The sequence below is a fragment of the Niveispirillum cyanobacteriorum genome, from assembly GCF_002868735.1.
GTDB lineage: Bacteria > Pseudomonadota > Alphaproteobacteria > Azospirillales > Azospirillaceae > Niveispirillum > Niveispirillum cyanobacteriorum.
On sequence record NZ_CP025611.1, the window covers coordinates 1,722,881 to 1,736,139 of the forward strand.

Annotated in this window: 13 protein-coding genes; 3 read left to right on the forward strand and 10 right to left on the reverse strand. The window is 64.1% G+C overall.

What is annotated here, in order from left to right; genetic code table 11:
* Nucleotides 1–30: 30 nt before the first annotated feature.
* From fumC to C0V82_RS07825, 3 genes are all read right to left on the reverse strand, one after another.
* Nucleotides 31–1,425, reverse strand: a complete 1,395-nt coding sequence (gene fumC / locus C0V82_RS07815) for a class II fumarate hydratase (RefSeq protein ID WP_102111849.1) — start codon at nucleotides 1,423–1,425, stop codon at nucleotides 31–33.
* Between the two features lie 164 nt (nucleotides 1,426–1,589).
* A complete protein-coding gene (locus tag C0V82_RS07820) occupies nucleotides 1,590–2,975 on the reverse strand; it encodes a hypothetical protein (RefSeq protein ID WP_158659802.1) in 1,386 nt (461 codons plus the stop codon).
* A gap of 12 nt (nucleotides 2,976–2,987) precedes the next feature.
* Nucleotides 2,988–4,124 carry a hypothetical protein gene (locus C0V82_RS07825; RefSeq protein WP_102111851.1) on the reverse strand — a complete coding sequence of 379 codons (1,137 nt, stop codon included), beginning with the start codon at nucleotides 4,122–4,124 and terminating at the stop codon, nucleotides 2,988–2,990.
* A 243-nt stretch (nucleotides 4,125–4,367) separates the two neighbouring features.
* Between C0V82_RS07825 and trxA the strand changes: the two genes are divergently transcribed.
* A complete protein-coding gene (gene trxA / locus C0V82_RS07830; RefSeq protein WP_054165877.1) occupies nucleotides 4,368–4,691 on the forward strand; it encodes a thioredoxin TrxA in 324 nt (107 codons plus the stop codon).
* Between the two features lie 54 nt (nucleotides 4,692–4,745).
* Here the strand turns inward: trxA and C0V82_RS07835 are convergent, their stop codons facing one another.
* The 5 genes from C0V82_RS07835 to trpA are packed head-to-tail and all read right to left on the reverse strand — an operon-like array spanning nucleotide 4,746 to nucleotide 8,822.
* The gene (locus C0V82_RS07835) at nucleotides 4,746–6,071 is read right to left on the reverse strand and encodes a bifunctional folylpolyglutamate synthase/dihydrofolate synthase (protein ID WP_102111852.1); all 1,326 of its coding nucleotides are present in this window, start codon (nucleotides 6,069–6,071) and stop codon (nucleotides 4,746–4,748) included.
* Nucleotides 6,068–7,024 carry an acetyl-CoA carboxylase, carboxyltransferase subunit beta gene (gene accD / locus C0V82_RS07840; RefSeq protein ID WP_102111853.1) on the reverse strand — a complete coding sequence of 319 codons (957 nt, stop codon included), beginning with the start codon at nucleotides 7,022–7,024 and terminating at the stop codon, nucleotides 6,068–6,070. Before accD ends, C0V82_RS07835 begins: the two co-directional genes overlap by 4 nt.
* Complete coding sequence (locus C0V82_RS07845; protein WP_102111854.1) at nucleotides 7,021–7,491, reverse strand: hypothetical protein; 471 nt, start codon at nucleotides 7,489–7,491, stop codon at nucleotides 7,021–7,023. Before C0V82_RS07845 ends, accD begins: the two co-directional genes overlap by 4 nt.
* Nucleotides 7,488–7,949 carry a hypothetical protein gene (locus C0V82_RS07850; RefSeq protein ID WP_102111855.1) on the reverse strand — a complete coding sequence of 154 codons (462 nt, stop codon included), beginning with the start codon at nucleotides 7,947–7,949 and terminating at the stop codon, nucleotides 7,488–7,490. Before C0V82_RS07850 ends, C0V82_RS07845 begins: the two co-directional genes overlap by 4 nt.
* 24 nt (nucleotides 7,950–7,973) lie before the next feature.
* The gene (gene trpA / locus C0V82_RS07855; protein ID WP_102111856.1) at nucleotides 7,974–8,822 is read right to left on the reverse strand and encodes a tryptophan synthase subunit alpha; all 849 of its coding nucleotides are present in this window, start codon (nucleotides 8,820–8,822) and stop codon (nucleotides 7,974–7,976) included.
* A 207-nt stretch (nucleotides 8,823–9,029) separates the two neighbouring features.
* Here trpA and C0V82_RS07860 point away from each other — a divergent pair, with 207 nt between their 5' ends.
* The gene (locus tag C0V82_RS07860) at nucleotides 9,030–11,072 is read left to right on the forward strand and encodes an HWE histidine kinase domain-containing protein (protein WP_102111857.1); all 2,043 of its coding nucleotides are present in this window, start codon (nucleotides 9,030–9,032) and stop codon (nucleotides 11,070–11,072) included.
* A 4-nt stretch (nucleotides 11,073–11,076) separates the two neighbouring features.
* Here the strand turns inward: C0V82_RS07860 and C0V82_RS07865 are convergent, their stop codons facing one another.
* Nucleotides 11,077–11,877 (reverse strand): TrmH family RNA methyltransferase, encoded by an 801-nt coding sequence (locus tag C0V82_RS07865; protein WP_102111858.1) that lies wholly within the window; start codon nucleotides 11,875–11,877, stop codon nucleotides 11,077–11,079.
* 4 nt (nucleotides 11,878–11,881) lie between these two features.
* Nucleotides 11,882–12,697: an undecaprenyl-diphosphate phosphatase gene (locus C0V82_RS07870; RefSeq protein WP_102111859.1), complete on the reverse strand. Its 816-nt coding sequence runs from the start codon at nucleotides 12,695–12,697 to the stop codon at nucleotides 11,882–11,884.
* 232 nt (nucleotides 12,698–12,929) lie between these two features.
* Between C0V82_RS07870 and clpS the strand changes: the two genes are divergently transcribed.
* Nucleotides 12,930–13,256 (forward strand): ATP-dependent Clp protease adapter ClpS, encoded by a 327-nt coding sequence (clpS, locus tag C0V82_RS07875; RefSeq protein ID WP_054165869.1) that lies wholly within the window; start codon nucleotides 12,930–12,932, stop codon nucleotides 13,254–13,256.
* Nucleotides 13,257–13,259 lie beyond the last annotated feature (3 nt).

The following is a 13,259-nucleotide window of genomic DNA, read 5'->3' on the forward strand; positions in this document are numbered from 1 at the left end:
AGTGCAAAACCGGCAGGCCGCCCCTGCCCCTTAGCCTGGATGCACCATGTCCCCCGGCCGGACCCATTGCCTGAACTGCGCCTCGGTCAGCAGGCCCAGGGCGATGCCGGCCTCCAGCAGGGTCGTGCCCTCATGGTGCGCCTTCTTGGCGATCCTGGCGGCATTGTCATAGCCGATATGGGGGTTAAGGGCCGTGACCAGCATCAGGCTTTCGCCCATCAGGCGGCTGATCCGGTCGATGTTGGCGGTGATGCCCACCACGCAGTTTTCGGCAAAGGACCGGCTGGCATCAGCGATCAGCTTGATCGATTGCAGCAGGTTATAGATCAGCACCGGCTTGAACACGTTCAGTTCGAAATGGCCCGTGGCGCCGGCATGGGTGATGGTCACATGGTTGCCCATCACCTGGGCTGCCACCATGGTCATGGCTTCCGACTGGGTGGGGTTCACCTTGCCGGGCATGATGGAACTGCCGGGTTCATTTTCCGGCAGGCTGATCTCCCCGATGCCGCTGCGCGGACCCGAACCCAGCAGACGGATGTCATTGGCGATCTTCATCAAGGAGACGGCGACCGTGTTCAGCGCCCCCGACGCCTCCACAATGCTGTCATGGGCGGCCAGGGCTTCGAACTTGTTCGGCGCGGTGATGAAGGGCAGGTCGGTGATGGCGGCCACTTCCTGCGCGAAGGCCACGTCGAAGCCCTTGGCCGTGTTCAGGCCCGTGCCCACTGCCGTACCCCCCTGGGCCAGGCGAAGCAGGGCCGGCTGCACCGCCTTCACCCGGTCGATGCCATAGGCTACCTGCTGCGCATAGCCGCCAAATTCCTGCCCCAGGGTCATGGGGGTGGCGTCCTGCAGATGCGTGCGCCCGATCTTCACGATATCCGCAAACTCCGCCGTCTTGGCTGCCAGGGCGGCATGCAGCTGTTCCAGAGCGGGGATCAGGTCGTGATGGATGCGTTCTGCCGCCGCGATATGCATGGCGGTGGGGAAACTGTCATTGGAGCTTTGGCCCCGGTTGACATGGTCATTGGGGTGGATCGGTTTCTTCGAGCCCATCTCCCCGCCCAGCATCTCAATAGCGCGGTTGGAGATGACCTCATTGGCATTCATGTTGGTCTGGGTGCCGGACCCGGTCTGCCAGACGACCAGCGGGAAGTGATCGATCAGGGTGCCGTCGATCACCTCATCCGCTGCGCGCATGATGGCGTCGGCCAGGGCGGGGTCAAGCTGTCCCAACGTGACATTGGCCTTGGCCGCCGCCTTCTTGACGATACCCAGGCCCCGGATCAGGGCCGGCGGCATGCGTTCGCCACCGATCTTGAAATTCTGCAGGGACCGCTGGGTCTGGGCACCCCAGTAACGATCCGCCGGCACCTCAATGGGGCCGAAACTGTCGGTTTCGATGCGGACATTGGCGGCCATCACCGGCGCCCCTCTGCTGCCAAAACGGATGCAGAGGGTAGCAGATGCACCGCCACCCGCAATGAAGCTGTTCATGCGCCCTCAAACGCCGGGCGGGCGCATCCGCGCCCTTGGCTTGCGGCGCACGAGCGCCGGGCCGGCAGTCGCCGGCCTCCCCCCGTCGCTCAACGGAACTGTGACTTCCACTCCCGGAACAGGCGTTCCGCCTCGTCAGAGCCGGCCAGGATTTCCACCATGCGCAGGCCGTTGAACATCTGGCGCTGGCCTTCCGGCCCCATGGAGCCATCGCGGTTGCGGGGCGCATTGCGCAGGGTGGCCAGCGTGTTGTTCACCACCTGCGTCCGCGCCTCGGTGATCTTGGCTGCCACCTCCCGCTGAATGCCCAGCGGACCCGCCAGCTTGGACGACCGGCGCAGGGCCATGGCGAACTGTTCGGCCTTCTTCACTTCCTCGTCGCTGGGCAGTCCTTCGTGGCTGAACAACGCCTCGGTCAGACCCTTATCGACATCGGCGCAGATATTCTTCAGCACGAAATGCGCGATCTCCGCCCTGGCATTCTTGACCTTGGACGTGATCTCCTTGTCACGCAGCCCCTGGACCGTGTCATTGACGGAGTTCAGACCGTCCGTCAGACGTTCGGCAGCGGCCGCAAGGCTGGAAAGATCACCGGTAATCCCCGGATTTTCCCGGTCAAAGTCGGTCGTTTGCCGCAGCAGGTTGCCCACGACATAGCCCGACATCTCCTTGGTCAGGGTTTCCTTCTCCGCCGCCGTGCCGCCCAGGCGTACCTCGCCCAGCATGCGCAGCAATTCACCCGGACGCTGCATGCGTGACGCCAGAACCAGCAGCAAGGGCTGCGTCAAGGCCGCTTCTTCCTTGCCCAGCTCAATCAGGTTGTTGCGGATGATCTCCACATGCGATTCGGCCAGATCGATAATGGGGCGCGGCGGCAGGGCCGCCTTCAGTTTTTCCACCCGGACGGCGACCGCCAGGATCTGACGCAGCGTATCCAACTGCCTCTGCACGTCTTCATCGCGACCGAACAGGTTCAGCTTGTATTTCAGGTTGTTCTGACATTCGGCCATGACCTTGGCCAAGGCATCGACACCCGCCTGCCATAGCGGTTCGCAGATGACGGCGATGGCCGCACCGTCCCGGTAATCGATCAGCCCCATCTCGCGCTGCACCTCCTGCTGCACGGCGGCGGGGATATGCTCCTTCACCGCGGTCCAGCAGGGCGACAGGGTGGCACGGCAGATGCGGTTCAGACGGCGGGTATAATGAAGGGCATCATCCAGCATGTCCTCCGCCGGCAGGAAGAACAGACGCGACAAAGCAGGCCGGCGCGGCGGGCGCAGGGTGGTCAGGCGCGGACGCATCGCCTCGAACGCGTCAGAAATCTCCGGCTTGTCACCCACCTGTTCCAGCAGACGGTAAATCTGGAGAAGCTTCCGGTCCGGCAGTCGCAGCACGTCGGCACCCAAGGCAGCCCAATCACTGGGCTTTCCAGGGGTCGGCGCGGGGGAAGCGGGTTTGGATTTGTCGTTCAACGTCCCGCTCCCTCAGCCCATGGCCGCTTTGAGGGATTCAAGCCGCATGACGGCATCCATATCCAGGACACCGGTGCGCCAGTCCTGGTTCACACGCACCCATTTCTTCTGCAGGCGCTGAATGGCGTCCAGGTCGAGGGCGTCAGTGGCGGCGCTGATCTCCTCCTTCGGGATCATGGGCAGCAGGCGGGAAATATCGGTGATCGTCGTCTGCTTGGTCGCCGACGGTTCATCCTTCACGCTTTCCCACATGGCGATGAGGAATTCCCAGCCATCCAGCAGCCAGGAGATGCGGCCCACCGATTCCGCAATGACCCGGTGCAGCTTCGGCGCGTCATTCACAATCTGGCGCGCGTCGCGGCAGGCGGCATCCAGCTTGCCAATCCGCTGCCGGGCCAGGGTCAGCGTGTGGTTGGCAACGGTGGCAATGTAGTTGCCCAGCATCGCCGCCTCCGACGGGTCGGTGTCGGCAAAATTTTGCGTGCCCTGGGCAAAGGCCTGCAACCGGTCAGCCAGCGCCCGCAGCCGGCCCGATTTCGGTGCCTGCGGCAGGCCCACGGGGGCCACCGCCTCACCAATCTGATCGACGCGGGTGGTCATGTCATCGGGCGGGATATCAACCATGGCCGCCACCTTGGCCAGTGCCTGACGGGCCACACGCTTGCTGTCATCCGCCGTCATGCCGGGGCGCAGCAGGTCGGCAGCGCTGATATTCACCAGCTTCAACAGTTCGGTGACCAGGATGAACTGCGTCAGCACCAGATACTGCCCGTCCTGGTCGCGCAGCTCGGCAGCCCGTGTCGCGGGTTCAGGCCCACAGACGCCAGTGGCCTGCACCGTCAGGGCGCAGGCGCGTATCTGTTCAGGCGAATGGGTTTCCAACTGTTCGATCTCTTCGAACAGCAGCCGGTCATGCAGCGTCAGGGTCATGACGTTGGGCAGACCCTTCCAGGGCAGGACGTAGGTGCCCTTGCCGGCCGTAAAATTGGGCAGCAGGAACTCGAACCGGTCGTCCTGATCACGGCGCAGGCGCGCCTGACTGAGCAACGGGGTTGTGAAGGGGACGGTGACGCCGCGCTCCTCGAATGTCGCGGGCGCGAAATCCTCCATCATCTTGCGGGTACGCCCGCTGTCCCCTTGATCCGTCATGTCTGGCCGATCCGTCCCGCCTTTCGACACCGCTCACGCGGTATGGCCTTTGTTATATATCGTATTTTAGATAGTTGGACAGTTTTCCGTTACCCCAACCGACGATTTCAAGCCACGCATGGTGCAGCGCAGGGGTGCGGTGTGCAGCGGCTTGACCCCGTGGCGGGCGGGTGCCTACATTTCCTGTCGAGAGGCGGGGCACAGGATGGCCCGCACCCATGACACAAACCCTCCGAGGGAAAAATGGCTGATATCATTCACGTTACCGACGCCAGCTTCGACGCCGACGTCCTGAAAGGTTCCGGTGCGATTCTGGTCGATTTCTGGGCCGAATGGTGCGGCCCCTGCAAGATGCTGGCTCCCAGCCTGGAACAACTGGCCACCGAACTGGACGGTCAGGTGACCATCGCCAAGATGGATATCGATGAGAATCCGGGTACGCCGGGCAAGTATGGCGTGCGCGGCATCCCCACCTTGATGATCTTCCGCGACGGTCAGGTCACCGCCACCAAGGTTGGCGCCCTGCCCAAGCAGCAGCTGAAGACCTGGATCGAGAACAGCCTCTGATCCGGTCCCGATTGCACTGAAAAACCTCCGAAGCCGGAAGCTTCGGGGGTTTTTTCATGCATTGAAGGCCAGAATTGTGCCCGCCAGATAGAGCGAGCCGCAGATCAGCAGCCTTCCAGGCGGCCCCTGCCCGGCCAATGCCGCCAGTTCGGCGACAGCCGCCTCCACATTAGGGCTGGCCGCCGCATCCATGCTGGCGGTACGGGCGAAGGAGGCGGCGTCTTCCGCCGTCACGCTGTTGGCTTCACCCGGAATGGCAACGGCGCGCAGGCGGCGGACATGCGGGGCCAGCGGGGTGAGGAAATCCAGGGGCCGCTTTGATCCCAGCATGCCGTAGACCATGTCCAGCGGGCGGCCATCCGCATTCCAGCGCGCCAGTTGCCGGGCCAGCACCTCACCGGCGCTGTCATTATGCCCACCATCCAGGAATAGGTCCCACCCCTCGGGCAGCAGGTCAGGCAAGGGGCCGCGCGTCAGGCGCTGCAGCCGCGCCGACCATTCAACGGCGGCCAGACCCCGGCGGATCGCGTCTTCCCCGATGGTGAATGGCAGATGGGCCGTGGCAGCGATGGCCAGGCCAGCATTATCCACCTGATGCGTGCCCATCAGGCCGGGTGGCGGCAAGTCCAGGGTACGGGTGGCGTCCTGAAACCGGAAACCCGTGTCGGTCGCCGCCACAGACCAGTCGCGCCCATGCAGGAACAAAGGCGCTGACAGGGCGGCAGCCCGTTCGACAAACACCTCATTGGCGACCGTGTCGGCCTGCGGCCCCGCAATGGCCGGATGGCCCGGCTTGATAATCCCCGCCTTCTCCCCCGCAATATTGCGCAGGGTCGGGCCCAGGAACTGCGTATGGTCCAGGGAGATGCGGGTCAGCAGGCTGACCACCGGCGCGTCGATGACATTGGTGGCATCCAGCCGCCCACCCAGGCCCACCTCCAGGATCAGCAGATCGGCAGGTACGCGGGAGAAGGCCAGGAAGGCCGCCGCCGTCGTCACCTCGAAGAAGGTGATGGGATGGCCGTCATTGGCCGTCTCCACCTCTTCCAGGATGTCGGCAAGGTCATCATCGCCGATTAGCGATCCCGCCAGCCGGATACGCTCGTTAAAGCGCACCAGATGCGGGGAAGTGTAGACATGGACGCGATGCCCCGCCGCCTCTGCCATCGCACGCAGGAAGGCGACGGTGCTGCCCTTGCCATTGGTGCCGGCCACGTGAACCGTCGGCGGCAAGCAGCGTTCCGGGTGGCCAAGCGCCGCCAACAGCCGCTCAATCCGGCCCAGCGACAGGTCGATGACCACCGGATGCAACTGCCGCATCCGATCCAGCGCCGCCTCCAGCCGGGGGGAAGCGGGCAGCAGCGGCGGCGCCTTGATCATTGATAGCCAGCGCCACCCTGAATGGCGCTGACCGCCGGACCGGAACCGGCGGGCTTACGGCCGCCACGGTCGCTGCCCCGACCGATCTTCACGATATCAGCGGTAGGGCCCGGACGGCGCAGCAGGTCGATGACCCGGCCCAGCGTATCGCGCAGTTCCTTGCGGTGGACCACCATGTCGACCATGCCATGGTCCAGCAGATATTCCGACCGCTGGAACCCTTCGGGCAGCGTCTCGCGGATCGTACTTTCGATCACGCGCGCACCCGCGAAACCGATCTGTGCACCCGGCTCCGCGATATGGATGTCGCCCAGCATGGCGAAGCTGGCCGTCACGCCGCCCGTGGTCGGGTCGGTCAGGACCACGATATAGGGCAGGCCCGCCTCCTTCACCATTTCGACCGCGATGACGGTACGCGGCATCTGCATCAGCGACAGGATCGCTTCCTGCATGCGCGCACCGCCCGAGGACGGAATGGCCAGCAACGGCACCTGCTGCAACACCGCCAAACGGGCGGCAGCCAGTAGCCCCTCACCCACAGCCATGCCCATGGAGCCGCCCATGAAGTTAAAATCGAAGACGGCGGCAACCGCCCCCTGGCCGTTGATCTTGCCATGGGCGACCACGATGGCGTCCTGACGACCCGTCTTGGACTGCGCCTCCTTCAGGCGGTCAGTATAGCGCTTCTGGTCGCGGAACTTCAGCGGATCGACCACCACCTTGGGCAGCTCGATGGTCTGATAGCCCGGATCGAACAGCGTCTTCAGCCGGCGCACCGGGTCCAGGCGCATATGGTGGCCGCAATGCTGGCAGACATGCAGCTGCTCTTCCAGGTCGCGATGGAACAGCATCGCGCCGCAGGAGGGGCACTTGTGCCAGAGATTGTCCGGGACCTCCTTCTTGGAGACGAGGGCCTGGATCTTCGGTTTGACGAAATTGGTCAGCCAGTTCATGGGACTTCCTGGATAAGCGACGCGACGGCCCGCAACTGGTTGATGGCCGTCTGGATACTCAAGGGACCGTCCAGCACGCCATGGGCAATCAGGTTCCGCGCATCATATAGTCCGCAAGCGTCCCGGTACTCAACCCTCTGTCTGTCGATCAGCAGCGCCAAACGCAGTTTGAAGGGGATATCCTGGATGCGTCTTGTGCGAGGAATGACCGCACCCCAGAGTTCGCGGGTGCGCCAGTCGGCAGAGCCACGCCCCTGGTCAACCTGGGCATTGACGGCATTATTCACCAAATCCTCAAACTGCGCGACGAGCAGGACGAAGTACGCCCGCTCATTCACATACTGCGCGGTGACCGTGGGTGGGCTGCCATCAATCTTTAACGGGCCGGGTTCATCAGCGGCCTGACGCTCCGTCAGCGCGATGTCAGTCGCGAGATACGACGCCTCAATAACGTCGAAATACTTCACCGCAAGCCTTCCAGCAGAATCTGGAACTCATCGCGATTCAAAGGAACGTTCTGGCTGCGGTCACGATAGGGGTAGAAACGCCAGTCAGGCTCCCCTGGTAACCCGTGATCCTCAATATAGGTCCGTCCCAGCGGGTGGAACAGAAAGAGTCGCCCACGCGTCAGCAACACCCAACGCGATTCCGGGAAAATCTGAAGACGCTTCTCAGAAGCCCCATATTCAATCTGAAAACGTGGGACTTTAAGAGGAACCGTTATGCCAGCCTTCTTGGCCACAGGGTCGAGACTGTCGGCGTCATGTCGGGTAACGATAAAATCTTCACCAACCGGAAGCCACCCTTCCAGGGTGCCGTATAGTTGGCGAAGACGGGATAGCCAATCCTGCTGTTCCTCCTCCACCTCACCCTTGGACAACAGGGGGGGGAACACATCCTGATCATCATCAAACGCATAGGCCATGGCGCACCTCGCGGGTCATGGCACTTACCCCCGGGCGGTACGCACGCCCTGGGCCAGCGCCCGCACGAAGTCTAGCACGTTGGGTACCAGGGCGGCAGTAGGCTTGCCGTCAGCGTCCAGGTTGAGCTCCACCTGACGCACGATCGCGCTGCCCACCACGGCGGCGTCGGCCACGCGGGCCACGGCGGCAGCGGCGTCGGGCGTGGTGATGCCGAAACCAACGGCCAGCGGCAAATCGGTATGGCGGCGCAAACGGGCTACCGCGTCGTCAATGGCACCGGCACTGGCGCTGCCGGCCCCGGTGATGCCGGTCACGGAGACGTAATAGACAAAGCCAGAGGTATTGGCCAGCACGGCGGGCATACGCGCGTCATCGGTCGTCGGCGTCGTCAGGCGAATGAAGTTGACGCCAGCGCGCAAGGCCGGCTCACACAGTTCCCCATCTTCTTCCGGCGGCAGGTCGACCACGATCAGGCCATCCACGCCCGCCGCCTTGGCATCGGCCAGGAACCGTTCGACACCATAGGAATAGACGGGATTGTAGTAGCCCATCAGGACCAAGGGCGTTTCATTGTCGCCCTTACGGAACTCCCGCACCATATCGAGCGTTCGGGTCATACGGGCGCCATTGTTCAGAGCGCGCAGGCCCGCCGCCTGAATGGCGGGACCATCAGCCATGGGGTCGGTAAACGGCATGCCCAGTTCGATGACATCGGCCCCGGCAGCCGGCAGGCCCTTCAGCAGGGCCAAGCTGGTCTCATGGTCGGGATCACCGGCGGTGATGAAGGTGACAAGGCCGGCCCGGCCCTCCGCCTTCAGCGCGGCAAAGCGGTGGTCGATGCGGGTGGCGGCTTGGATCGGGGCGCTGGTCATGCGGGTGGGCTTCCAAACTGCTTTCAAAAGGCGGCGCACCATAGACGCAGGAACCAGACGAAACAACCGCCGCTTTGTGCGTGCCGGCCCGGCGTGGCACGGGTTCCTATGCGGTTCGTCATAGGTCCGCCTCTATCGATGAAACAGCTTCACGGACACAGGTCACAGGGCGTATCAGCTATATAGCACCCAGCGAGGTCGATCAGCGTGCAGGACATCTTCGACCATCCCGCCGCGCCGACACAGGCGTTGCGTCAGGCCAATCCGTCCCGCGCCGTCGTCTGGCTGGCGCTGACGGCGCTGCTTGTCGCCCTGGCGCTGTTCGGGGGGGAGTTGCTGCTAGGCCGCGCCCGGGTCATGGAACGGGCGGCTATCGACACACGCACAGAAGCCGACCAGTTGGCCGAGCATGCGGCACGCCTGATGGGGGCGCACGCTCTTGTGCTACGAAATGCTGAATGGCTGGTGCGCAGCCAGGGTTGGGACGCGGTGGCCGGCACCCCGCACCTGCATGAATGGCTGCGCGATCTGGCCAGCGAGGCGCCCGAGGTGCAGTCCTACTGGCTGGCCGACGCCAGCGGCAAGGTGCGGGTCAGCACCCTGCGCTGGCCGGCGCCGGATCTGAATGTCGCCGACCGCGACTATTTCACATCGCACCAGAGCCAGAATGCCGGCCCGCATGTCAGCACGCGCCTGGCAGGCCGCCTGAACCCGGAATTATTCTTCGCCCTGTCGCGTCGTGTGGAGGCGCATGACGGATCGTTCCTGGGCGTTGTCCAGGTATCGATGCGGCCCGCCTATTTCGAATCCTTCTATGCCAGCGTCGCGACCCGCCCGGATGTGGAGGTGATGCTGGTCCGCAGTGACGGGGAGGTGCTGGTGCGCCACCCGGCCACGGCGGATGCCGGGCTGACGCTGGGCAATGTCAGCGATCTGGTTGCCCAACGCGACCCGGCATCCGGCCTTGTCACCGCTATGTCGCCCTTCGATGGGCAGGAGCGGCTCTACGCCGTGGCCGATGTCGACCGTGTACCAGTGCGCGTGGTCTATGGCATCTCTACCGCGGGTCTGCGCGCCGACTGGGGCTGGTCGGCACTGGGCCATTTCAGCTTCGCCTTGCTGGCCACGCTGATGCTGTTGCCGCTGGCGGCCATCGCCCTGCGCCAGACACGGCAGGCAGAGGTGGCGCAGGGAAAGCTGCGCAGTTCCAATGTAGCGCTGGAGGCACGGGTACGGGAACGCACCGCCCATCTGGACATCGCGCTGGATGATCTGCGCCGTAGCGAGGAACGGTTGAGCCGGCTGGTCAGCACGGCCCCGGTCGCCATCATGGAGATCGGGCCCGACGGGCGTTTCACCGATGTGAATGCCGCCGCCGAGCGTATCCTGGGCCTGTCACGACAGGCCATCATCGGGGTGCGCCATGACGCCGCCATCTGGCATGCAACGGCCCTGGATGGCCGGCCCATGGCCAGTGTGGATTTCCCGACGGCCCGCGCCCTGGCAGGGGAAGAGGTGCGTGACGGCGAATATGCCCTGCGCGACCCCAAGACGGGCGCGCGGCAAATCCTGTCCGTCAATGCCGTGCCCATCCGGGATGAGGATGGGCGCATCATCGGCTGTACCGCCACCGCCATGGATGTGACGGGCCGGTACGAGGCGGAAGACCGCCAGCGCCTGCTGATGCGCGAGGTCGATCACCGCGCCAAGAACGCGCTGGCCGTGGCGCAGGCCGTGGTGAGGTTGAGCCGGGCCGACAGTATTGAGGCCTTCACCAGCGCCGTGGAAGGCCGCATCTCCTCCCTGGCGCGGTCGCACTCCCTGCTGGCCCAGGCATCCTGGTCCGGTGCTGACCTAGAACGGCTGGTGGAGGATGAGGTACAGGCCTTTGCGGCGGAACCGTCGCAACTGACCCTGCGCGGCCCGCGCGTCCGCCTGGGTGCGGACATGGTGCAATCGCTGGGTCTGGTGTTCCATGAACTGGCCACCAATGCGGCCAAGCATGGCGCCCTGTCCCGCCCCGACGGACAGGTGACGGTGGATTGGACGGTCCGCCGCAACGTCCTGGAACTGACCTGGACGGAAACCGGTGGCCCGGCCGTGACGGCCCCACCCACACGCAAGGGCTTCGGCTCCACCCTGCTGGGTCAAGTGCTGCGCCATCAACTGGGCGGAAAGATCGACATGGATTGGGCTGCAACGGGGCTGAAATGCCACGTGACCTTGCCATTGGGCACCGGCAACGGCTGAACCGTTACCCCTTCGTCATCAGGAACACCAGGATGGCCGTGGTCGCGGACACGTTCAGCGACTGGACCCAGCCGCTGCCGGCGATGGTGACAAGATCGGTACAGGCGGCCTGACTATCCGGCGGCATGCCATGTTCCTCATTCCCCATGACCACGGCCACGGGCTTTCCCCCCGGCTGCCGCGACAGGTTGGACAGGGCCGGGAACGGTCCCAGGGCGGTACCGATGGTGCGGTAAAGGCCGCCCAGCGCCTTCAAGGTGGCGGCAAAGCCTGTGGCACGGTGCAGGTTCACATACTCGAACCCGCCTTCCGCCACGCGATATGCCGCCTCCGACGGCAGGGCCTGCCCCGGATGATCGGAAATCACGATGCGATCGACGCCAAAGAAGGCGGCGGTACGTACGATGGCGCCTAGATTATGGGGGTTCGACACCCCGTCCAGGATCAGCAGCGGCTGGCCCGCCGCCGCCCAGCCCTTGGCCAGATCCAGACTGAAGGGGTGGACCGGCCTGGGCGACGCCTCCACCACGATGCCGCCATGCATCGCGGAGCCGGCAATCTTCTCCAACTCTTCGGATGGGACCAGCCGGAAGGGTTTGCGGGCCGCCGCCATGCGGGTGCAGAAGGGGGCGGCAGCCAGTTTCAGCCGCTCATCGAAATAGAGCTTCTCTGCCCGATCCGGATCGCGGTCGAACAGGGCCGATACCGCCGGCAAGCCGCCGATGCGGAACGGCTTGCGCCGCGCCTTCGCGGGGGCTTGGGGTGCCGGCCTGGGTTTCAGCGACAGGGTCGGGCGGTCAACCATGGGATCAGCCTGCGAAGAAGGTCAGCCAGACCAGCATGATGCTGCCGATGACGATGCGGTACCAGGCGAACGGGGCGAAACCGTGCCGGCCCACAAAGGCCACCAGCCAGCGCACGACCAGCAGGGCTGACAGGAAAGCCACGATGAACCCGACGGCAATCATCCCCACGCTATCGACGGCCAGAACCTCCCTGTTCTTGTAAAGGTCATAGGTGGCGGCACCTAGCATCGTGGGGATTGCCACGAAGAAGCTGAACTCTGCCGCTGCCTTGCGCTCCACCCCCATCAGCAGGGCGCCGATGATGGTGGCGCCCGACCGCGACACGCCGGGGATCATGGCCAGACACTGGGCAAAACCGATGGAGAGCGACAGTTTCGGCGGGAATGCCTCTACCGCGAAATGTTGTGGCCGGGGCACCAGCCGTTCGGCCAACAGGATGGCGATACCGCCCGTGATCAGGGCGACGGATACAACGGTCGGGTTGAACAGCACGCTCTTGATGTAGGAATGCGCAAAGACGCCGATCACCGCGGCAGGCAGGAAGGCCAGCAGGATGGCGGCGGTGAACCGGTAGCTCTCGCCATTGCCCTGCACCAGCCCGCGCACCACGCCCCAGAGCTTCTGGAAATAGACCAGCAGGATGGCCAGGATGGCGCCCAGCTGGATCACCACCTTGAACAGGTCTTCCGCCTGCCCCTTGAAGCCCAGCATCTCCCCCAGCAGGATCAGATGTCCGGTGGAGGAGACGGGAATGAATTCCGTCAGCCCTTCCAGCAGGCCCAGAAGGATGGCGTCGAGATATTGGGCAAGGTCGGTCAATTAGGGGGGCATCCCGGCTGGCATAGGTCCGCGCCTTATAGCAGCCGGTACCGGGGGCGGCGAGGGGCATGATTGTGGCCCGATGCCGCGCCGCACTGGCATCGCCCCCTTCCCTTTTCAAGTATCCTTCAAAACCTTTCGGACAATGCAGATACGCCCTTCCAACCGGGCCCAATCATTTCATATGATCATAGGGCGCAAGAGGGGACCCATCAATTGATCGTTAACCGCCATGGCTGAGGATGACAAGCACGGGAATGGGGGGACGTCGACAGGCGTGGTCGTGAAGGCCAAGCCGAAGACGAAGAAACCCGCCATGTACAAGGTGCTGATGCTGAACGACGACTACACCCCCATGGAGTTCGTCGTGCATGTCCTTGAACGCTTCTTCAACAAGAACCGTGATGAAGCGACGCGGATCATGTTGCATGTCCATCGGCGTGGCGTCGGCGTCTGCGGCGTGTTCACCTATGAAGTGGCGGAAACGAAGGTGACCCAGGTCATGGACTTCGCCCGTCAGCACCAGCACCCGTTACAGTGCACCCTGGAAAAGGATTAGCGC